This window comes from Oleomonas cavernae (assembly GCF_003590945.1).
Lineage (GTDB): Bacteria > Pseudomonadota > Alphaproteobacteria > Zavarziniales > Zavarziniaceae > Zavarzinia > Zavarzinia cavernae.
This window is the reverse complement of the sequence record NZ_QYUK01000011.1, coordinates 3,716,899-3,737,420: the sequence shown is the minus strand read 5'-3', so window position 1 is coordinate 3,737,420 and position 20,522 is coordinate 3,716,899. Positions and strand designations below refer to the sequence as shown.

Sequence of the window (20,522 nt, the reverse complement as noted above, 5' to 3'; positions counted from 1 at the left end):
GACGTTTTTCAATCCTTGATCGTATGAAGTGACCAGATATGTCGCATAATGTGCCTTCTGACACTGATGTGGCCGTTGCTAACCGCAACGGCCACATCACGCCGGAGAAGTGGTTGCTATTAGGTGCCATTTTCCTGGCCGCAGTGGTGATGCCTTTGAGTGCTATTGCACCCGTGGTCGCCCTACCGGCTATCGGCGCGGAGTTGGGCGGCAGCGCATTTGCCATCAACTGGATCGTCAACGGCGCATTTCTTGCCTTCGGCAGTGCCGTCATGGCGGCCGGGGCGCTCGCTGACAGGTTCGGTCGCAAGCGCCTCTTCACGCTGGGACTGGGAGCCTATTCGATACTCTCTCTTATAGTTGCTGTGTCCCCCTCTATTCTTGTGCTCGACATTGTCCGAACGGTGCAGTCCGCCGCGGCCGCCCTGGCCATGATTGCGGGTTTCGCTGCGCTGGCGCAGGAATTCGAGGGCCCCGCCCGCACAAGGGCGTTCAGCATTCTGGGTACGGGCTTTGGCGTCGGGATCGCTTTCGGGCCGATCGTCGGTGGCGCTTTGGTCGGCAGTCTTGGCTGGCGCGCGATCTTTGTTATGTCTGCCGTGCTGAGCTTGATTGTATTGCTGGTGAGCGCCCCTAGGCTGCGGGAATCCCGCGACCCTGATGCGAGGCAATTCGACATCTGGGGTGCCGTCACGTTCACCGTGACTTTAGTCCTACTGACCCTGGCGATCATGCAAGGGCCGCAGGTTGGCTGGGACAGCAAGCCTGTCTTGGCGCTCTTCGCAGGGTGCATCGCGATGCTGGGGGTTTTCCTGGCGGTTGAGCGGGCCCATGAAAGGCCCATGCTCGACATCACACTGTTTACCTATCCCCGCTTTCTTGCGGTTCTGTCGCTACCGGTCGCCGTCGCCTACTCCTTCATAGTTGTCCTGTTCGTCCTCCCGGCTCGGCTCAGCGGGATCGAGGGCATGTCGGCCACCGAGATCGGACTGCTGATGGTGCCGCTCAGCGCTCCGATCACCATCGTGCCATTCCTGGGCGCCGTGCTCACGAAATGGATTCAGCCCGGATTGCTGTCCGGCGTGGGACTGATCGTCGGTGCAGGGGGCCTGGTGCTGCTAGCCCTCATCGAACCGGGTGCAGGTGGCCTCGCCTTTGTTTTTCCTCTTCTGCTGATCGGCGTTGGGGCAGCCATTCCCTGGGGCCTGATGGACGACCTGGCCGTCAGCGTCGTGCCCAAAGAGCGCGCCGGTATGGCGGTGGGCATTTTTGCCACTGCCCGAGTGGCAGGCGAGAGCGTCGCCATTGTCATCGCCGGCGCCATCCTGCTGGGCCTCACACAGCGGGGCCTGCATCAAGCCCTGCCAGCAACCTTCTCGCCCGACATGGTCGTTACCATCGCGAACGGCATAGTGAATGGCAAAATTACGGAGGCCGTACTGACGACGCCGGCGTTGAGCAGCAGCGAACTGACCCAGCTCTATGGCGACGCATTTTCGGCAACGACGCTGGTACTCGCGGCAATCACGTTGGTGGCCGCGCTCGTTTCCATAGGTTTCGTCCGCCGCCACGAAGTGAAGGAAAGCGTGATCATCACTGGCACGGAGAGTGAATTGGCCTTCTGCGAGGTCGAGCGCTCGTAGGGAATGTCGTCGAGAGGATCGCAGGCGGTATCCTGCTTCGGCGTTATCTCCAGAGACGCGCGCCTCAATCGACCAGCGCCTTCGTGCGAACTCACTTCGCGAAGGGCAGCCTAAATATCCACGATCTGCTGGGCAAAAGCTACGCGTTGCTGAGATTCAAGCCGGTTGATTGTAATGCGATGGAAGCCGCGCCGGCTCTGCAACACTGCGCTGACCACCGACCGGAAAGTCTCTCGTATGCATTCCTACGAGCCAACCATGGGGAAACCAACGCATGATCGCCACGTCCAAGGCAGCAATCCAAGACGATGTCGTGATTTACGGCGGCGGCATGGCCGGTGCCCTGCTCGCCAAGGCATTGGCCCCTGAATTCCGCGTTACGCTCGTCGATCCCAATGAGTACTTCGAGGTGCCAATGTCGGTGCCGCGCAGCCTAGTAAAACCGGGTTTCGCCGATGCCGCCATCATTCCCTTCGCCGCGGCGCTGCCAGGGGTCGCCCATGTTCGTGGTGCCCTGGTGGAAATGCATCCCGAAGGCGGGCTTGTGCAGCTGAAGAATGGCAAGGAGGAACTGCTCAAGGGGCGCGTGTCGGTACTGGCCACCGGGAGCAAGTTCTCAAACGCTCTGATGCGGGCAATCGATGGCGCCTCGGTCCGCGAACGCAAGGAATTCTATGTGCAATATCATCGGCGCATCGTCGCATCACAGAACATCCTGATTGTCGGCGGCGGCCCGATCGGCGTCGAGGTGGCCGGAGAAATCATCGAGAACCATCCGGCCAAGAAGATCATCATCCTCGAAGCCGGCCCGCGTGTGCTGGCCGGCACTTCAGAAGCAGCCGCCGCACAGGCCGCCAAAGTACTTAAGGCGAGTGGGGTTACAGTCCTGACGGACGAACGGCTCGAGTGCGCGGACAGCACCGTGGCGGAGGTTCTCTCCGGCGCCGGCGAAGCGTTGACAAGCCGCGGGCAGAGCATCCCCTACGACCTCCTGATCTGGTGTGTCGGCGGAAAACCCAATACGGCCTATATGGCGCAGCACTATGCCTCGACTCTCAACCAGGCCGGGCGCATTCGCGTCTCCCCGGATCTGCGCGTGGTTGGGTCCGACACGGTGTTCGCCCTCGGCGACATCACCGATCTTGACGAGAACAAGATGGCTTGGCACATCGGTGGGCAGATCAGGACCGCCGCTCACAATATCCGAGCAATCCTGACCCGTGCTGGCCGGCCGTCGAGGCTGAAGGCGCACAAACCTCAGACCGGCAATCCCATGATGGCAGTGACCTTGGGAAGCCGGAACGGCGTCCTGCACTTGCCCGTAATCGGGGTGGTTCGCTCTCCCTTCGTCGCCCGCGTGGCCAAATCCAGTCACATGCTCGTGCCGAAATTCCGCAAAGCGCTCGGCGTCTGAGCAATCATCTACATCACAAGAGGGAAGCGTCAATGAGTGTAACTCAATTGCCGGCGACCGAAAGGCGGCGGATCCTCGAAGGGTTTTACACCGCATATGCCAATCGAGATGTCGACGGCATGATGCAGTGGGTCACAGACGACATCGTCGAAGACATCTCGGGCATCGGCTTTGTGAGAGGCGCAGCTGAAGAGCGCGCATTCCTGAGCGGACTGTTTTCCTCTTTTCCCGACCTGGACACACGGCTCGTACAAATCGTGATCGACGATCATGGCGCGAGCGTCGAGTGGTCTCGCCGGGGTACTTTCGAGGGTACGCCGTTCCAAGGCCTCCGCGCAAACGGTCGTGCCTTTCAGCTTCGCGGCGGTGCCTTCTTCGAGTTTTCCGACGGCAGGATCCGACGCATCACTGGCTACTACGATACCGCAGCTTTCGCACGCGACATCGGTCTCTTGCCAAAGGACAACAGCTTGTCCGAGGGGACCCTCAAGCGCCTATTTAACCTGCGCACGATTTTTCGTCGCTCTCTCAAAAGACTGCGCCGGGCGGGTTGAGTATCGGCGTGAGCAGGGGCCTCCGCAATTCTCGTTGGTCAATCGCACCCGTCACCGGAGGCGTCGACCGGCATCGGCCAAGAGATGGCGCGGGAGCCCGCTGCCGCTGGGGGCAGTTTGGTGCTGGTGGCACGGGATGGCGAGCGCCTTGAGCAACAGGCCCAGGATCCGGCTCAGCGCCTGTCAGTCGAGGAGCGCGTCCACTACGCCGAGAATCTCATCGATCCACTGGTGAACAGTAAGACCGTATATCCGCTGGGCCGAGATGGCTCGTCCTACACTGCGGCTTCGAGGGTTGCAAGGAAGTCCCCGATAGCGCCCTGGGCCTGGCTTGCCGAACAATGGAATGGCTATCGCTGACGAGGGTTGCTTTTGGCCTTTCGCGAACCATCCAGGGCATGGAATCTGACCGAGCCCAGGATGAGCGAGGTAAGCTCAGCCTGCCGCTTCGTCCCCGTTTTGGCGAAGACCATCCTGAGTTGAGTTCGCAGGGTTTCGCGCGACACTTTCAGTGTGCCGGAAAGCTCTTCCAACGTTGCCCCTTCCGCGACCGATTGCGCCACTCGCGCTTCGGCGGGGGTCAGGTCGAAGAGGCCTTGCAGCAGCGATGCGGGAGGCGCGCCCGGTGTGCCGACCGTCGTAATCACGACAAGCGCACCTGTATCGCCAAAGACCTCGTTCGCATCACGACGCGTGGGCAGGACGTGAAGGACCATAGGCGACTCTCCGTCGCCGCGAATTGGGATGGAGCGGGTTTCTGTGGCCATCCCACTGGCCAGGCCAGCCATCGCGGTTTCAAACAGCTTGGCGGCTGCTTCGTTGGCGATGCTGATGCGTTCGGTTGTTCGGTAAGTGGTTATCCGCTTGCCCAGGCTTTCAAATCGCGAATTGGCAAACTTGATCCGGCCATCCAGCGTGATGGCCGCCGCAGGCAAGCCCATTGCCTCGAGCATCCGTGTTGCGGATTCAGCCTTGATCAGAGGGAGGCGCGCCGAGACCATGGCGCTGCGTGCCAAGTGAGGGCGCAGGGTATCGAGTATTTCCAGCTCCGCCGATGTCATCGGCGGCCGTGCGCGGTCGCCAACGAGCTGAAAGATCGCGATTTCGCCATCTTGAAGCTGGATCGTGGTGCCGACCGTCCAGTGAATACCGCGTGGGACGAGGAAATCTCGATAGATCGGGTCGCCCTCCAACTCCGCGGCGGTGAAGAGGTCGCGGTCACCCAGAAAACCGGGAAACTGCTTCGCGATTGCACGGGTTACCCAGCGGTTGTTGCGGCACCATCCGTCTCCGACAAATTCAGCAGCCAGAGGCGTAACAGAATCAGACGCGATCCAGCGCACCAATCCTTTTGAGACGATATAGAGCACGCAACCTTGCACACCGCAGGCAGCAACGAGCCGATTCAACACCTGCGTCCAGCGCTGCGGCAGCCAGGCAGCGGCATAGATTTGGTCAACCAGATCGTGGAGGTTCTGCACTTTCATTGGCAGCCTGAGAAGCCTTCCGAGGCCTCGTCCTTTCCGGCAAATTCGTCCAACATCAAGTGCGCCGTCCGGTAGGGCCTTGCGCGCAATCGGGGTACCCGTCGCCTAACCGCTTTCGGTGAACAGCGCCGGCTTTGGAACAAATGGCGAGTTCCACGCGCTGCCGATAGACAATGAGCCGCGAGAAATTCACCTCAACGTAATCGCGCTCGTGCGACTGACCCATGCTGCGCTCGGACAAATGATCCCTCGCCGCCAGCCCTACGGGCGATGCGCGCTCCTGAGCCCATAATCAAAAGACGTAGGACAAGCTAACGCCAATGAAGTCGCGGTCGATGGTGGGGTTCATGGAGCCACCGCCACCGCCACCTCCACCCCAACTCTTGAAGTAGGAGATCTGGGCCGAGTAAGAGCCCAGGTAATCGGCCTTCAAAGCCAGGGAGACCGCATTCACGCCTTTTGTGAAACCGGGATTGGGTGACGGTGTTGTGCCGAAAACACCGGTCTGGAAGGCAACGGTCGGCGACAGGTTGATAGGGATCCCAAACGCATTTGGGTAATCGAGGATGAAAAGGGTGGTAAATCCGCCTGACCACCTGGTCGGTGGCTTCCAAGTCGACTGCAATCGAGGGTCCCCTTGGGCGGGAAGGTCGAGGGCAGGCACCACTTCACCCAGGCCCAGGAGGTTCAGGGGGCGAGTCTTGAACCCGCTGAACCCGTTTTGGCCATAGGAGGCGTAGTCGTGGGGCCCGTCCGGATCGATATCGACATAGATCACAGCCGTCTCAACCAGGGCGATGATTGAATTGGCGCCCAGGGCTGAGACGATCCAATTGGTGGTCGGCAGTATCTTGGTGATGCGTAGGTTGGCATTCCACAGGTCGTGCCGCTCGTCCAGGTTCAGGTTGAGTGGCAACGGCGCGTCAGGGTCGAACGGTACGCCGTTTTCGACATAGGGCGCGATGCCGAACGCTTGGTTGGCCAACAGCGGGTTGCCGCCCGCGTTGTTGTAGGTGGAAAAGGTCAGCGTCGGCTCCGAGATCCAGACCGGCGCATCGTGCTTCATCGAGATTTCGCCGTTAATGGCTATGCCCAGCGCGTCGAGGGTTGTGTTGAAGCTGAGTCCGAAAAGCTCGATGTCGTCCGGGTAGTAGATGGTGAGCTCGCCGTGGTCGAGATTATCCAGAACGACTGACCGCGGCAGCGTACCAAAGGCTGGTGAGAACGGATTGATCGGCAGGCCCAAGATCTTGCCAGTCCCTGGATTCTTGTAATCGCTGAAGGCGTTGATCGAGGGCAGACGGCTCCGATAGCTGATGTAGTAGAAACCGAACTCAGTGTTGTTCAGGGCGGGCGAGAAGTAACGCAAGGCGATGCCCCAATCATGCCCTTCGGGGTCATCCTCGGTGGTCACGTCGGCTGAGATGCCGTCGTAGTTCGCCGCATTGTCCTGGGGATTGTTTCGACCCTTATAGTAGGAGCGAGTGTCCAGGAAGTCGGTGCCCACCCCGACGCCTCGCGTGCCATCGCAGAACGTGTCGCTCGACGACATATAGGCACCGCAAGCCTCCAGCTTGAATGGCTCGAAATCGAAGGTGTAAAAGCCCTCGACTGATAGACCTCCACCCAAATCCAGGGACGCCGAGACCATGGGGATGGGAATCAGCGCGTCGCGCAGTTCAGCGCCGGGCACCCGGATGCGTGCCACATCAATGGGATTGATCACCGAGATGGCGTTGATTGTAAACAGTGCCTCGCCCCAGTTCAATACCTGGGAGCCCAGGCGTATATTGAGCGAATGGTCGAAGACCTTGAACTTGCCCGATAAAAAATAGTCTTGCAGGTAGGCATCGTAACGCGCACGACGTTGTCCTGTAATCGTATAAGAGCCACGAGAGTCCCGCTCCGAGGGGCCATTCGCAGCGAGATCGTTGTTGTCAGCGATATAATCGTAGAAGGCCGTACCCCGCACATAGAGTCCAAAGTTTTTCCACTTGAGGCTGACCTCGCTAGTAACGTTGCCAATCAGCGTCGTGAGGTCGTATTTGTCGAAATTGAGATTGCCGTCGTCATTGCCGGAGGTCGGCATCGAGCCGCCGTTGCTGATGCCGACATTGCGTGGATCACGGTCCGCCATGCGGATCTGCGTGCTCACGGATAGCGAGGTGATGATGCTGCCCGAGACGTCTCCCCATTCGACGTCGATTGCCTGGGCTGGCCTCGTGCCGATACCGGAGGCGGCACCGAGGTAGATTCCTGCAAGAATGGCGGCACGGAAGAATAGGGGAAAACGCCGCATGGGTCAGGCCTCTCGCGTCAATCTTAGGTATTCGTTGGAGAACGCCCTATAGGACCTGGGCACAGTATCTAACCTGTAGGGAATCCCATGGGGATAGTGCCCCGTAGAGCGGGGTTGCGCCGCGCATTGAGCAATCCGTCGTATCAAGCCGATGCCAGCGCGCGTGGTCGTGACAAGTTCCTTCCGACAGGAGACTTTAAGCGGTGTCGATCGTGTTCAGTGCGAGCCGGCCAGAACCGCCCCCCAAGTCGCTTTTGTCTTCACACCCAATTGCTCCTCCGTCTTTTGCGGTCGCGGAACTGTTTCAGGTACTGTGGCTGGAGACCGGAGCACCCCCGTTCGCCAGTTGATCGGCGGTCTGGCCCAATTGTCTCGTTGAGCTCGAAGGGAGCCAAGTGGCAGCCAGGCCACGCCAGCAGTTGCCTGCCAATGCCACCGGTGATGTCACTAATTACTGCGGCCCGCCCCTCGAGTTTCGCTCCGCGTGCCCCTTGATCTTCCTGCGTTGGGGCGAGCGTGTGCTTAGCCTACAAGGCATCAACTACGATTTGTTGCGGGGCGTTGCCATCGAAGGGCGATGATTGGTGCCAATCTGCGTAGGCCTATCATGGAAGAAAGATAGCCTTCCGGCGTGACGGCCTCACCCTTCGACCAAGTCACTTGGAACTCTCATGTTTCGGCATCGCCTGCAGGGAAACTGCCCAGTCAATGTTTTGCACCTGCATGCCTTGTTGCCTCCAGCAGCTATACGACCGGGAAAAAATCTACATACGTTGAATTGCCCGGCGCATAGTGCTATATAATTCCACGATTGAAGAATTTAGAGTCAAGGAAAATATGCGTTACCCACCCCAGAATCTGTCGTATCGCCCTTGGGCCAAACGCCTGCATTGGATTATCGCGGCGCTTGTCCTCACCATGCTGCTGGCTGGTCAACGCTTCCAGCTGGACTTGCCCGAGCCGGAGCACCTTTTTTCGCTGGCTGCTCATTCCGCGCTAGGCATCAGCCTGCTGGCCCTGATGGTGATCCGGGCGGGGTATCGCTTACGCAATGCGCCCCCGCCGCTTCCGGACAGCCTTCCAGCATGGCAGCGCAAGCTGTCGGCGCTAGTCCATCTCGTTTTGTATCTGCTGCTGTTTAGCGTCCCCTTGCTGGGCCTGGTGGCGGCGTCTGCGTCCCCACTGCCGGTTCAGCCCGCCTACCTATTTGACCTGACCGACCTGCTTGGTGCCGCCAATGAACAGCGGTTCGTTGAATTGCGCCAATACCACGAACTGGCCACGTGGGCGCTCGCCGGCTTGGTTGCCTTCCACATCACCGCGGCGCTCATCCATCAATTCGTCTGGAAGGACCGCGTGCTCCATAGGATGTGGCCGGCACGTCGGTGAGGTTATCGTGAATTTCCACGGCTTTTCAGGCGGCAGAGGTAACCTTATAGATTGCGGCTGGCCTGTAGCCAAGGAATCGAGGAGACCTGGGCATCCCTGCAAGATGGCCGGACGGGATGGCGGTGTTGAGGCCGGGGCGCAGGTTGCTCCTACATAGTAGTTTGACAAAGATGCATCCGAAAAGATCCTCCAGCCAACTGACGCAAATAGTCATTGAAGGCTGCAGGCCAACACAAGACGACAGGGGTAATCGATGAAAATTCCTCATGGTTTCAACACGATGTGTGCTTTGGTGTGGCTCCGCGCTGATCTGACCAGAGAGGATGGTTTGGCCTATTGGAGAGGCCCTCACGGGCAACTGGTCACCAAGCTCCCGTCGGTTCATGAATACCTCCAGCATCATTTTTCTCCGACCGATCATGGATTCTGGCCGGTGCCGAAAGGACTGGGGGGAATCATTCCGACGGACTGGCACATCGATGGGCTGACAGAAGTGCGCCTCACAAGCCTCGCGGCCGGTCTCGCCGACCGGCTCTTCCGAATGAAGTCGATCTTCCATGACGAGTTCAACGTCTTCGATCGCGTTCTTCCCAATAATTCCCGTCCCGGCGGGGGCCGCTGGTGGACCGGCCCCTATCAACCCGAGATCGGCTTCAGGGCAATTGTCCTGATTCGTGCGCGTTACGAGTTGCGGGGCGCACCGTTTCGACGCTTCGTCGACGGTGTGATGGCTCCCGCCCTGCTGGCGGCCGGTGCGCAGGAATTGCGTACCCATGTTTTCCAGCCCGGGGGTAGGTTTACACAGTGGACCCCTGACGTGCTCCATGATCAGCCGGCCAATCGCACCTATGCCGGTGCGTTGATCATCGGGACCAAGGATCGAGCGGCATTTGACAAATTGCTGGGCTCAGCTTCGGTGCAATCGACGCTTCCGGCGCAACTGCGGCATTGCGTGGCTATGCATGCCTATGCGGTAGAAAATACCTACCCGGTTATCCTGGGTGGGCAGCGCCAGCCTGTAACATGGAATTGATCTTCCTCTTTTGAAGATCCTCCCACCTTGCCAGCGACCATATGCTCTCGCGAAGCCAGGCGCGCCGAGGTCAGCCCGTTGGGCACCTCGGCGCTTCGATGAAGCAAGAGGCTTCTCGTTGAGAGAGGGTACTGTGAATCTGTCACTCGCAACGGGAAGGCGTAATCATTTCCACAATGTCTTTATTTGGCTTGTAGCCCTTCAAACAACACAGCGACGGCGCCCTCCACATACGCCTTGAGTTTCCTCTTGTCTTTCAAGAGCGGTGCCATGCGCGGGGACATCATGCCGGGGTCGACCATCATGCGGGCCACCCCAATGATCATGGCGTGCAGGCTCTCGAACGGCACCGGACGGATGAGTTTTTGTTCAAGCGCTGCCTTGAATGCCTCGTCGACTTGCGCCTGGTAGGGCGCGACGAAAGTGGAGTAAAGCCAATCACGCCTCTCGGCATCACCCGGCTCCTTGAACAGGACACCAGCCCGATCACGGTCGGCAATTGCAAGCAACAACGCCGCAGTGATGTTTTGCCTTAGGGCATCCACTACCCCAAGTTCCTTCTGCGGCGATTTCAAGACTTGCAGCAGCTGTTCTGCCAGCGGTGTCAACTCAGCTACCACTGCGGCCCGCCAAAGCTGGTCCTTGGTTCCGAAATAGTGCCGGAACAAGGTGAAATCGACACCGCTATCGGCGGCCAACTTCCTGAGGGAGGCGGCCTCGAAGCCCTCCTTCGCGAACATGTTGAATGCCTGGCGAAGCAATTCTTCGGGGACAACCTCTCGGCTCTTTGCCGGACGGCCCCGCTTTCGGGGAATCGCTGTCATAAAAAAATCCACGAGTGTTGAATTGTTGAGGGCGTTGTGCCTATATAATTCAACAGTCGCGGAATTATAGCCAGAAATCCATGCATCCTTTGCCTCAAACCTCGATAAATTCGCGCAGGCGTATAACGGCCAGACTCTACCACGATGGCGCAGGCACGAGCCATCCCGCCGGTAGGGTGGAAGGGCGCGGCCAAGCCCGCCCGCGGTGTCAAGGCGCGCGCGCTGTGGGCGCCACCCGCTGTTTCGTCGTATGCACCAAGTCGGTCACCGGCCCTACCCACGTCCGTGCGGTCGCGTTGGTCGTCGCTGACACCGGCCCGCTGACGACGCCTGCATTCACGAGGGCTTTATGAAGACCGTCGCAAAACCGGGTGACCTTCCTTTGGTGCGGCCCGAGCCGATCATGAAGGCGACTGGACTCGCGTGGCTGCACTTCGAGAAGCCGAATCTCGCCCGCCAGGCAGCGTTTCTCCGATCGTTCGGTTTTCGCGTCGATGTCGACGGAGGCAACGTCCTGTTCGCGCGGGGCGCCGGGTCGGATGGCTTTTGCTACAAAGCCACGCTGGCGAAGAGAGCGCGCTTTGTGGGTGCGGCCTTTACGGCGGCGAACCGGCACGACTTGGAAGCATTGTCGCTGGTGACTGGCCGCCCGATCGAGACCGCGGAGGATCCGGGCGGTGGCGAGCGGATCCGGCTCGTCGACCCAAATGGCTTTACGGTCGACGTCGTGTATGGACGCCAGCCATCAAGGCCTGCGCCGACCCGCGATGCGCCCTACGCGCCCAATACGCCGTTCAATATCAGCCGTATCAATCAGCCGCTTCGTCCCCCGCTGCAGGCGGCGCAGGTCATCCGGCTGGGACACTATGTGCTAGGGACGCCGAAGTTTGCGGAAACAGCGCAATGGTATATGCGGCACCTCGGCCTCATCCCCAGCGATGTCGGCTGCATTGACACGGGTGAACCGCTGGTCGCTTTCATGCGGTTAGATCTCGGAGAGAATCCGGCTGATCACCATTCGCTCGTCGTCGCCACCGGACCGCTGCCACATTATGACCACAGCGCCTACGAAGTAATCGATATCGACGCCATCGGCCAGGGCCAGCAGGTCCTCAAGCGCGATGGCTATCGCCACGTCTGGGGCATCGGTCGTCACCGCCTCGGCAGCCAGCTATTCGATTACTGGAAAGACCCGGACGGGCATATGCTGGAACACTATGCCGACGGTGACCTCTTCACCGCCGACTACCCGACAAACTATTCCGCATTCGACCCGGGAACCGTCTGGACCTGGGGTGACGACCTCCCGAAGAACTTCGGTGTCGAGAAGTCACCGAAAGTGGTGATCGCCATGCTACGTCAACTCGCCACCGGGCAGCTCAGCAGACAAAAGCTTAGCTCGATGTTACGTGCGATCAGCGCGAAACCTCGGCCGTGGCTATAGATCCCTGGTGTTACGGTTCGATGCCCATTCAGTCCCGATCGCGGGCTGCCCTCCGCTGCAGGAGGTCTGCCGTGACGATGATCGGAAGGAAATAGCCGGTATGATACAGGTTCCCATAGTCATCGTGGGTGGTGGGCCCATCGGCATGACGCTCGCGCTTGCCCTCGCGCAGCAGGGCGTTCGCTCGGTTCTATTCAATGCCCGAGAAGAAACGACAACGCATCCGCGCCTCGACGTCGTCAATGTCCGCTCGATGGAAATCTACCGTCGGCTGGGCATCGACAACGCGATCAGAACGGCCGGCAATCCTATCGGCCAGCATCAGAACGTGATGGTCTCCCGATCGTATGTTGGGGATCCCATTTGGACGTTCGGTGACGAACTCAAGCTGATGGGCAGCACACTGCGAAACCGCGAAATCATCGCGGAGCGGCATAAGGACGGCACTTATCCGCTTGAGCCTATGCATCGTGTGGCCCAGATGCGCCTTGAGCCTGTGCTGAAGTCCTTGCTCGATGCCAACCCACTGTGTGAGGTGCTGTTCGGCTGGGAAGTCCATGACATCGAGGAGAATGCCAACGGCGTTGTGGTCCATGCCGAACATGTCCGAACGGGAAAGCAGCGGACCGTCTTTGGCGAGTATGCGGTGGGCTGCGATGGACCGGACTCCGGTACGCGCAAGCGGCTAGGTATTGAGTACCTCGGCTTGCGTGACCTGGTGGGTGACGCCTTCATCGTTCACTTTAGAAGCAAGGGGCTACAAGCGAAGTTCGAGAACGGTGTCCCGCCCTGGCATGTCTGGTCGGCAAATCCGCGCATGCGCGCCATGGTCGTCTGCCCTAACGGTGGCGAGGATTACGTCATGCACAAGGGCGTTCCGGCCGCTCCCGGGGAAGACCTGAGCGGTTTCGTGCAAAAATTCCTCAACGCCCCCGATGTGGATCTGGAAATTGTCCAGAAAGGCATCTGGAAACCACAGTTCCTCGTGGCCGAAACCTACGGCCGCGGACGCATATGGATCGCCGGCGATGCGGCACATCAGTATATCCCGACAGGCGGGATGGGCATGAACACCGGCATCGCCGAGGCCTATAATCTGGCCTGGAAGCTCGTTGCCGTACTGCGCGGCTGGGGCGGCAAGCATCTCGTCGAGAGTTATGACGCGGAGCGGCAACCCGTTGCCCTCTCTACCCGTGAGCACGCTCGGCGCTGCGCCGGCGTCGCCAGCGCTCTCCTCCATGGTGTTAACGATGGCGACAGCATGCGGGTGCCAGTTGAGGTCCGCGCTGACCGAATGGAGCGTCTCTATTTCGCATGGGGCGCCGAGTTCGGCTACTGCTACGCCAACAAGGAGGCGGGCAATTCGCCGATTATCGATGCCGGCGATGATCCTCTGCCGTTTTACCACGACCTGGAGTACCGGCCGACGACGCGCGCCGGCTCGCGGTTGCCTAGCCTATTCAGGGAGGACGGTTCGGCGGTGTTCGATCTGCTCGATCGGGAGGGCTTTACGCTTCTCGATCTGTCCGGGTGCCCGGCCGCCGAGAATTCGCTGACACAAGCCGCCGAGGCCAAGAAGGTCCCTCTGAAGGTGCAGGCGATATCCGAGGACTACGCCCGGGATGTCTATGCCGCCGACTACGTCCTCGTGCGTCCTGATGAATATGTCGCCTGGCGTGGAAACAAGCTTCCCAAGAACCCTGAGGCCCTTATCGAGCGCGTGCGGGGTAATGCACATGCCTGATCCCATTGCCCGCGCTCACCGGTCCAGCCTTCGCGACCGCCTCCATTTCAAAGCGATCCTAATGGGTGTGGCGACGGCCATTCGGGTCAACCGCTGGCTCAACCCGAGACTGCGAAAACACTTGCTTGCCGGGGACTGTGTGGTCCAGATCCGCACTCTCGATGGAGAGGTCTCGCGATATTTTGAATTCCGGCGAGGCCGGTTTCGGTCATCGGCGCGTCCTCATCCAAGGCCCGACTTCGAACAGATTTGGCTCGATGCGGCCTCCGCCGCCTATGCATTGCCGCATCCTGATCGAACCGAACTGATGCGCGCGAACGAGAATGGGATCGTGGAGTTCCATGGAGAACCCCTGGCGTTGTTCTTCTTCGGTGAAACGATGACCCATGTGCGGCTCGATTTCGAGAACCGCCTGCGGCGCAAGTCGTATGCCCGCTGAGGGAGATGCGCCCCCACATGCCGAGTGACCGGGGCATCCAAAGCCACAACGCATTCCCGCACACACCGTCGAGAGATCCCACATGTCTATCAACGTCATCCGCTTCGAACATCAGGGCCGCATCCGGTGGGGCGTGGTTCAGAATACTCGTGTGGTTCCGGTCCCTGGGGACTATGTAACCACTGGTGACTTTGTCCTGGCGCATGATGCGGCTTCGCTCAAGCGCATCAATGGCGACCCTCTCGATATCGCCGAGGTGCGCATTCTTTCCCCGGTTACGCAGAACCAGCAATTTGTTTGCCAGGGCGCGAACTATCGCCAGCACATGATCGAATCCGGCATGGACCCCGACGTGAAGAGCTACAACATGATCTTCACGAAGGCTTCCAACTGCATCGTGGCTGCGGACAGTGAGGTGGTCCGGCCGAAAGGTGTCCGGTTTTTGGACTACGAGGTGGAACTGGGGCTGATCATAAAGACCCCGATCACTGCTGCCACCCTGGTTGTGGGAGCGACTCTGCATCGCTACATCGCCGGCCTGGTCATTGTTAACGACTATTCCGCGCGCGATATCCAGATTCCACAGATGCAATTCTACAAAGGTAAAAGCTTCCGTACCTTTGGTCCTGTCGGCCCCTATCTTTGCTTGCTCGAGCCCGGTGATTTCTCGCGCATCGACGATCTGCAGTTGACACTGAAGGTCAACGGCGAAGTCCGGCAGAACGACAACACCAGCAATCTGGTCTATGGACCCGCCGAGACGCTGACCGAGTTGTCCAGCGTGCATGATTTTGCGCCTGGCGATTTGCTGGCAACCGGTACGCCGTCGGGCTGCGCCCTGGCCATTCCTTCGCCGGCGAAGCAGCGGATCGGCGCTGTGCTACCCGAAAGGGTGAAGTGGAGCATCTTCTTCAAGACCCAAGCCAAGCGCTCCCAGTATCTCAAGCACGGCGATTTGGTCGAGGCGTCTATCCACAGCACGGACGGTGCGATCGACTTGGGCGTGCAGCGCAATAAGATCGTCCAGGAGGCATAAGTGAAAGGAATTGCCAGCCAAGGGGACGTCGAACGCATCGAGAACCGCGGTTTTCCATCGGACTTGCCGCGGAGCACCTATGAGATGATCAAGCGTGGTGCGTCGATCAACCCGAATGCGCCGGCACTGTCATTCTTCCTACGTACCGAAGACCACCTCCAGCCTGAGACGTGGAATTACAGGCAGCTCCTGCAGCGCATCACGCAGGCGGCGAATGCCTTCCATGCTCTCGGCGCGGGAAAGGACACGGTCATCGCCTTCATGCTGCCCAATCTTCCCGAAACCCATTTCGTTATCTGGGGAGGCCAGGCGGCCGGCATTGTCGCCGCCATCAATCCCCTGCTTGAGCCCGTCGCGATCGCCGAACTGCTCAGCGCGATGAACGCCTCCATCCTGGTAACTTTGGCCCCGTTCCCGGGCACTGACCTGTGGGCCAAGATTCAGCCCATCCTGCCCCAACTGCCCGACCTGAAGCATGTTGTGCTCGCCGATCTTTCCGATCGTGTTCGTGGGCTGAAACGTGTTCCGGCTCGGTTGCTTGGCCGGCGCGAAGTATGGCGCATGCATGGCCGTGCCGGCATTCGAGGGGCCGTTCCTTCCCATGTGCAGGTTCATCGCCTTACGCGATTGCTCAACCGGCAGTCCGCGGACCGTCTGGTCAGTGGGCGGGTGATTGCGCCGGAGGACTATTCCTCCTTCTTCTGTACTGGCGGAACCACAGGGATTCCTAAGATCGCAATGCGGCGCCACCGCAATGAGGTCAGCAATGCGTGGAGCGCCAGCCAGTTCCTGGGTGAGGGCATGGATGGGGCCAAGAATGTGCTCTGCGGTCTGCCCCTGTTCCATGTCAACGGCGTGCTCCTGACCGGCCTCTTGCCATTCTCAAAGGGCGCGCACGTTTTGCTGGCGACACCGCAAGGTTACCGCGGGCCTGGGCTTGTTTCGCGATTCTGGGAAATCATCGAGTACCATCGCATCAACTTCTTCAGCGGCGTCCCAACGCTATATGCCGCGCTACTGCAGATCCCCATTGGTGAGCGCAATGTGAAATCGCTCGAATATGGGCTATGTGGCGCCGCGCCGATGCCAAGCGAAGTCTTTCGCGAGTTTCAGGACGTCACCGGCCTCAAGATCCTGGAAGGTTACGGTCTCACCGAGGCGACCTGTGTCAGCAGCTGTAATCCACCATTGGGCGAGCGCCGGCTTGGATCAATCGGGTTGCGCGTTCCTGGACAGAAGATGAAGGCGGTGATTCTCGACCAGGACGGGTCGTACCTGCGTGATTGCGTCGTCGCTGAGGCGGGCGTCCTCGTTATCGCCGGCCCGAACGTGTTCGCCGGCTACCGCCTGGCAGAGCAAAACAAGGGCCTTTGGATTGAAGCGGGCGAGGGTGAACGCTGGCTCAATACCGGGGACTTGGGCCACCGGGACGCAGACGGGTATTTCTGGCTCACGGGTCGGCGCAAAGAACTCATCATTCGGGGCGGTCACAACATCGATCCTGCCGTCATTGAGGATCCGTTGACTCGGCATCCCGCCGTGCAACTCGCCGCCGCCATTGGTCGCCCGGATGCTCACGCCGGCGAGCTTCCTGTCGCTTATGTCCAACTGCGCCCTGGCCACGCAGCGTCAGGTGCACAACTCGTCGAGTTTTTACAGGGGCAGATCGCCGAGCGAGCCGCCTTGCCGAAATCGGTGCATGTCATCGGTGAAATGCCCTTGACGGCGGTGGGGAAGATCTTCAAGCCGGCGCTGAAGCAGCTGGAAATTGAAGATGCCTTGCACGAGGCACTGGTCGCCGCGGGTGTAGCTGTAACACGGCTGCAAGCGGTCGCTGACGCACGAGGAACTCGTATTGAAGCTACCCTCGACACACCAGCAGACAAGGACAAGGCTTTGGCGGTTCTCGGCCGCTATGCCTTTCCCGTATCCATCCTTCCGGGACCAGGGACATCCCGTACGGATGCTACAAGCACCACAACTACCAACCAGGCAGCAAATTGACGGCAGAGCCAACTGAGGAGATGAACATGGCGAAGGCAGTGACGAAGTTTCCGTGGCGCACGGCGTTGGTTACCGGTGCTTCCGCAGGCATTGGCAAGGCAATGGCGCACCAGCTTGCGGCATCCGGTGTTGACCTGATTGTGGTTGCGCGTGATCGGGAGCGGCTCAATCAAGAGGCGGCTCTGTTGAAGGGACGCCACAATGTTCGGGTGGACGTATTGGCGGCGGATCTTCTGGACCCCGCCCAGCTGCTGCTTGTGGAAGAACGAGTTCGCAGCAGTACGAATCCCGTGGATCTGCTGGTGAACAATGCCGCCTTCGGGACCAATGGCGACTTCTACAATCTCCCTATCGATGGTGAGCAGCGAGAGATCACTGTCAACGTCATCGCGCCTGTCCGCCTTGCGCACGCCGCTCTCGGGCAGATGCTGCCCCGGAAGCTTGGGACGATCCTGAATATTTCATCCATGTCGGCTTTGCTGCCTGGTCCCCGGATGGCGACCTACGCCGCGACTAAGTCTTACATCACCAGCTTCACGGAGTCGTTGCATGTGGAGCTGCGCGGCACTGGGGTTTCAGTGACTGCCTCACATCCGGGGTTCACTCGCACCGAGTTCCAGGAGCGAGCGGGTATGCAGGGAAAGGTGGACGAAGTGCCAAATTCAATGTGGATGTCCGCCGAAGATGTCGCAGCCGAGTCGTTGCGGGCTGCGGCACGAGGCTCGGTGTTCTACGTAACCGGCCGCAGCAACAGCTTTTTCGCAACCGTGCTCGGCATCTTGCCCAGGGGCATGAGGCGATCGCTGTCCAAACAGATGAGGCAATGACGACGTCGCCCGGCTCTACAAGGGATGTCAAAAGGCCCGAAGCGGTCACCAAACAATGCAGAAGGCAGACCACAGTCCCAAAGAGTGGCGTTGTGGGGCTCCAGGCATGAACTCATCGAGGCGACTGTTGGGGTGGGCGGTGGTCTACATGTGATGGGCTTAGAGTCGAGTAAAATATGAAGGCGGCTGATTTCAGACAGCTTACATATTTTCTAGCGGCAGCCGATTGCAGGAGCTTTCGGCGCGCTGCTCAGTCTCTTCGGGTGCAGCAATCTGCCGTGAGCAAGCGCGTCCGTGATCTCGAGCACCGCGTCGGTGTAGCGCTGTTTATTTGGGCTCCCAGCGGTGTTGAGTTAACGGGTGCCGGAAAGTATTTTGCCGAGCAAGTCCGGAAAATGCTGACACAGCTGGATACATCGATTGCCTTTGCAAGAGCCATGGGGAGTGGCGAATTAGGTGTGATTCACATAGGCCTATCTTCATCCTTGGCCTCGGAGTTTCTTGCCAACCTCATCCGGACTCATGCGTCGCGGGAGCCGGGTGTCCGTCTGAACTATGTCGAGGCCTCCCCAGGTGGGCACTTTGCAGCCATCCAGCGGCGTGAACTCGATATCGCCTTTGTAATTGGTAGGCCCACAATTTCGGGCTGCGAGATTGCCTACCTTTGGGACGAGCGGTTTTTTGTTGCTTTGCCGTGCGGTCATGAGCTGGAGGAGGCAAAAGAGATCACATGGTCAGACCTCCGTGGTCGGAACTTCATCGTAAGCGCGATGGATCCGGCTCCGGAGATCCACGACTATCTGATCCGGCATCTCTCCGACCTCGGTTGCCGTCTGAGTGTCGAGTGCTGTGGCGTTCACCGCGACAACTTGATGCAATTGGTGGCCTTGGGACAGGGATTGACGCTAACCAGCGAGGCAACCACGGCCATCCAATTTGCTGGTGTAATCTACCGTCCTCTTGTGGCATCACCGTTGCCGTTCAGCGCTGTTTGGTCTACCTCGAACGAGAACCCTGCGCTGAGGCCATTTCTCGATCTGGCACAGGCTATCGCGGAAGAGAAGCTAGATCCGAAGACACTGTGAGGAGCAGCGTGGACTTCGGCTTCTTTGCCTTGGCGAATCCTCTGTCCGTCGCGATGAAGCGCTGAAGCATTCGGACGATCAGCGTCAACGGATCGGTGACCGCCTGGCCGATCTGATGCGGGGGAGTTTCCACATAGGCGACGAGGTCACGGTGGAGCGATGCTGGCAGTTCCACGGTTGCTCTAACAACTTTGTCATCTTCGAACGGGCCCAACTTGAGTTTGGTCATGGTGCGCCTCCATGCCGATCAATGATGAGGTCGCGGGTGCCGATCACCCGCACGGGAAAACCAGTCCGGATGGTTAGGGGCGGCGGGATCGAGAGTTCGCGACTGACGATCCGCTGCCCCGCGTCGTCGACGGTAACCCCGTGTGCGTGCACGGCGTCGATCAGTCGTCTCAGGCCCGGAATCTTGCCATCATTATCGATGCAGGCCTGACGGGGCGGCGGAATGTCCCTGGCGCGAAACGCAAATGTTCCCAGCAGCAGGAAGTAATCCGCAAAGGCGCGGTCACGCCCGTTCACCGAGCCGGAAACCGCAGGTACCGAGGCCGCCGATTGCGGCGGTGATCCGATTGCCCGGCACGATGGGCACCATTGGCCCGAGCGCGCCGGTCAGGACGATGTCGCCGGCGCGCAAGGGCGTGCCCGCCGCCGACAAGGTGCGGGCGAGCCAGGCGGCGGCGTTCAGCGGATGGCCCAGGCAGGCTACGCCGGCGCCGAGCGACGCGACATTTCCGTCGACTTCCAACGCCATGCCGCAAGTCCGCAGATCAAGGCCGGCGAGCAGCTTTGGCTCCGTCCCGAGAACGAAGAAGGCAGAGGAGCCGTTGTCCGCCACCGTGTCTGCGAAGGTGATCTTCCAATCGGCGATGCGGCTGTCCACGATCTCGATCGCAGGCAAGGCATAGGCAACGGCATTGATTACGTCGGTGATCGTCGCCTTGAGGTTGTCGAAATCGCGGGCCAGCACCAAGGCGACCTCGGCCTCCGCCTTCGGCTGGATCACGGCAGCGGGATCGAGTGTGCCGCCGTCGGGAATGGCCATATCATCGAACAGCACGCCAAAGTCGGGCTGGTCGACGCCGAGCTGCGCCTGTACCGCCTTGGCTGTCAGGCCGATCTTGCGGCCGACGATGCGGCGCCCGCTCTCCTGCCAGAAGCGCGTGTTGATGGATTGCACCCGATAGGCGCCGGAGGCATCGGTGGGGGACAGGCTGTCGCGCAAGGGTGGCACGGCGCTGGTGACATAGGCATCACGCAGGCGCTGCGCCACGTTTTCGAAATCGCTGCTCATCGA

At 59.9% G+C, this 20,522-nt stretch carries 18 protein-coding genes; 12 read left to right on the top strand and 6 right to left on the bottom strand.

What is annotated here, in order from left to right; translation table 11 throughout:
• The first annotated feature begins 38 nt into the window (after nt 1–38).
• From D3874_RS21980 to D3874_RS21970, 3 genes are all read left to right on the top strand, one after another.
• Entirely contained in the window at nt 39–1,643 is a 1,605-nt protein-coding gene (locus D3874_RS21980; protein WP_119780952.1) for an MFS transporter, read from the top strand.
• Between the two features lie 274 nt (nt 1,644–1,917).
• Complete coding sequence (locus tag D3874_RS21975) at nt 1,918–3,057, top strand: NAD(P)/FAD-dependent oxidoreductase (RefSeq protein ID WP_119780949.1); 1,140 nt, start codon at nt 1,918–1,920, stop codon at nt 3,055–3,057.
• A gap of 32 nt (nt 3,058–3,089) precedes the next feature.
• Nucleotides 3,090–3,611: a nuclear transport factor 2 family protein gene (locus D3874_RS21970; protein WP_119780946.1), complete on the top strand. Its 522-nt coding sequence runs from the start codon at nt 3,090–3,092 to the stop codon at nt 3,609–3,611.
• A 350-nt stretch (nt 3,612–3,961) separates the two neighbouring features.
• On the opposite strand, the gene D3874_RS21960 is transcribed toward D3874_RS21970, so the two are convergent.
• Together D3874_RS21960 and D3874_RS21955 are read right to left on the bottom strand one after the other, a co-directional pair.
• On the bottom strand, nt 3,962–5,098 hold the full coding sequence (locus D3874_RS21960; RefSeq protein WP_119780941.1) for a helix-turn-helix transcriptional regulator: 1,137 nt from the start codon (nt 5,096–5,098) through the stop codon (nt 3,962–3,964).
• Between the two features lie 292 nt (nt 5,099–5,390).
• Entirely contained in the window at nt 5,391–7,397 is a 2,007-nt protein-coding gene (locus tag D3874_RS21955) for a DUF1302 domain-containing protein (protein WP_119780938.1), read from the bottom strand.
• 837 nt (nt 7,398–8,234) lie between these two features.
• Here D3874_RS21955 and D3874_RS21950 point away from each other — a divergent pair.
• A complete protein-coding gene (locus tag D3874_RS21950) occupies nt 8,235–8,786 on the top strand; it encodes a cytochrome b (protein WP_119780935.1) in 552 nt (183 codons plus the stop codon).
• 253 nt (nt 8,787–9,039) lie between these two features.
• The gene (locus D3874_RS21945; RefSeq protein WP_147385788.1) at nt 9,040–9,819 is read left to right on the top strand and encodes a hypothetical protein; all 780 of its coding nucleotides are present in this window, start codon (nt 9,040–9,042) and stop codon (nt 9,817–9,819) included.
• Between the two features lie 182 nt (nt 9,820–10,001).
• On the opposite strand, the gene D3874_RS21940 is transcribed toward D3874_RS21945, so the two are convergent.
• On the bottom strand, nt 10,002–10,643 hold the full coding sequence (locus tag D3874_RS21940) for a TetR/AcrR family transcriptional regulator (RefSeq protein WP_147385786.1): 642 nt from the start codon (nt 10,641–10,643) through the stop codon (nt 10,002–10,004).
• Between the two features lie 349 nt (nt 10,644–10,992).
• Between D3874_RS21940 and D3874_RS21935 the strand changes: the two genes are divergently transcribed.
• From D3874_RS21935 to D3874_RS21910, 7 genes are all read left to right on the top strand, one after another.
• Nucleotides 10,993–12,087, top strand: a complete 1,095-nt coding sequence (locus D3874_RS21935; RefSeq protein ID WP_119780926.1) for a VOC family protein — start codon at nt 10,993–10,995, stop codon at nt 12,085–12,087.
• Nucleotides 12,088–12,187: 100 nt separating this feature from the next.
• Nucleotides 12,188–13,831, top strand: coding sequence for an FAD-dependent monooxygenase (locus D3874_RS21930; RefSeq protein WP_119780923.1), 1,644 nt, complete (start codon nt 12,188–12,190; stop codon nt 13,829–13,831).
• Nucleotides 13,824–14,270, top strand: coding sequence for a hypothetical protein (locus D3874_RS28155; protein WP_147385784.1), 447 nt, complete (start codon nt 13,824–13,826; stop codon nt 14,268–14,270). The genes D3874_RS21930 and D3874_RS28155 overlap by 8 nt, the downstream gene beginning before the upstream one ends.
• Nucleotides 14,271–14,352: 82 nt before the next feature.
• Complete coding sequence (locus D3874_RS21925; protein ID WP_119780920.1) at nt 14,353–15,306, top strand: fumarylacetoacetate hydrolase family protein; 954 nt, start codon at nt 14,353–14,355, stop codon at nt 15,304–15,306.
• Entirely contained in the window at nt 15,307–17,310 is a 2,004-nt protein-coding gene (locus D3874_RS21920) for an acyl-CoA synthetase (RefSeq protein WP_119780917.1), read from the top strand.
• Between the two features lie 26 nt (nt 17,311–17,336).
• A complete protein-coding gene (locus D3874_RS21915; protein ID WP_158596157.1) occupies nt 17,337–18,137 on the top strand; it encodes an SDR family NAD(P)-dependent oxidoreductase in 801 nt (266 codons plus the stop codon).
• 176 nt (nt 18,138–18,313) lie between these two features.
• Complete coding sequence (locus tag D3874_RS21910; RefSeq protein WP_119780911.1) at nt 18,314–19,222, top strand: LysR family transcriptional regulator; 909 nt, start codon at nt 18,314–18,316, stop codon at nt 19,220–19,222.
• On the opposite strand, the gene D3874_RS21905 is transcribed toward D3874_RS21910, so the two are convergent.
• Genes D3874_RS21905 through D3874_RS21895 form a run of 3 tightly spaced genes read right to left on the bottom strand, consistent with a single transcriptional unit; the run spans nt 19,185 to nt 20,519 of the window.
• The gene (locus D3874_RS21905) at nt 19,185–19,451 is read right to left on the bottom strand and encodes a DUF2274 domain-containing protein (RefSeq protein ID WP_119780908.1); all 267 of its coding nucleotides are present in this window, start codon (nt 19,449–19,451) and stop codon (nt 19,185–19,187) included. The two genes, D3874_RS21910 and D3874_RS21905, sit on opposite strands and share 38 nt — an antisense overlap.
• Entirely contained in the window at nt 19,448–19,747 is a 300-nt protein-coding gene (locus D3874_RS31680) for a hypothetical protein (protein WP_119780905.1), read from the bottom strand. Before D3874_RS31680 ends, D3874_RS21905 begins: the two co-directional genes overlap by 4 nt.
• Complete coding sequence (locus tag D3874_RS21895) at nt 19,734–20,519, bottom strand: 2-keto-4-pentenoate hydratase (RefSeq protein ID WP_119780902.1); 786 nt, start codon at nt 20,517–20,519, stop codon at nt 19,734–19,736. Before D3874_RS21895 ends, D3874_RS31680 begins: the two co-directional genes overlap by 14 nt.
• Nucleotides 20,520–20,522 lie beyond the last annotated feature (3 nt).

What these genes read in the sequence shown, in the direction of transcription:
- D3874_RS21980 (WP_119780952.1), top strand. Translation starts at nt 39, where the DNA reads ATGTCGCATAATGTGCCTTCTGACACTGATGTGGCCGTTGCTAACCGC.
- D3874_RS21975 (WP_119780949.1), top strand. Translation starts at nt 1,918, where the DNA reads ATGATCGCCACGTCCAAGGCAGCAATCCAAGACGATGTCGTGATTTAC.
- D3874_RS21970 (WP_119780946.1), top strand. Translation starts at nt 3,090, where the DNA reads ATGAGTGTAACTCAATTGCCGGCGACCGAAAGGCGGCGGATCCTCGAA.
- D3874_RS21960 (WP_119780941.1), bottom strand. Translation starts at nt 5,098, where the DNA reads ATGAAAGTGCAGAACCTCCACGATCTGGTTGACCAAATCTATGCCGCT.
- D3874_RS21955 (WP_119780938.1), bottom strand. Translation starts at nt 7,397, where the DNA reads ATGCGGCGTTTTCCCCTATTCTTCCGTGCCGCCATTCTTGCAGGAATC.
- D3874_RS21950 (WP_119780935.1), top strand. Translation starts at nt 8,235, where the DNA reads ATGCGTTACCCACCCCAGAATCTGTCGTATCGCCCTTGGGCCAAACGC.
- D3874_RS21945 (WP_147385788.1), top strand. Translation starts at nt 9,040, where the DNA reads ATGAAAATTCCTCATGGTTTCAACACGATGTGTGCTTTGGTGTGGCTC.
- D3874_RS21940 (WP_147385786.1), bottom strand. Translation starts at nt 10,643, where the DNA reads ATGACAGCGATTCCCCGAAAGCGGGGCCGTCCGGCAAAGAGCCGAGAG.
- D3874_RS21935 (WP_119780926.1), top strand. Translation starts at nt 10,993, where the DNA reads ATGAAGACCGTCGCAAAACCGGGTGACCTTCCTTTGGTGCGGCCCGAG.
- D3874_RS21930 (WP_119780923.1), top strand. Translation starts at nt 12,188, where the DNA reads ATGATACAGGTTCCCATAGTCATCGTGGGTGGTGGGCCCATCGGCATG.
- D3874_RS28155 (WP_147385784.1), top strand. Translation starts at nt 13,824, where the DNA reads ATGCCTGATCCCATTGCCCGCGCTCACCGGTCCAGCCTTCGCGACCGC.
- D3874_RS21925 (WP_119780920.1), top strand. Translation starts at nt 14,353, where the DNA reads ATGTCTATCAACGTCATCCGCTTCGAACATCAGGGCCGCATCCGGTGG.
- D3874_RS21915 (WP_158596157.1), top strand. Translation starts at nt 17,337, where the DNA reads ATGGCGAAGGCAGTGACGAAGTTTCCGTGGCGCACGGCGTTGGTTACC.
- D3874_RS21910 (WP_119780911.1), top strand. Translation starts at nt 18,314, where the DNA reads ATGAAGGCGGCTGATTTCAGACAGCTTACATATTTTCTAGCGGCAGCC.
- D3874_RS21905 (WP_119780908.1), bottom strand. Translation starts at nt 19,451, where the DNA reads ATGACCAAACTCAAGTTGGGCCCGTTCGAAGATGACAAAGTTGTTAGA.
- D3874_RS21895 (WP_119780902.1), bottom strand. Translation starts at nt 20,519, where the DNA reads ATGAGCAGCGATTTCGAAAACGTGGCGCAGCGCCTGCGTGATGCCTAT.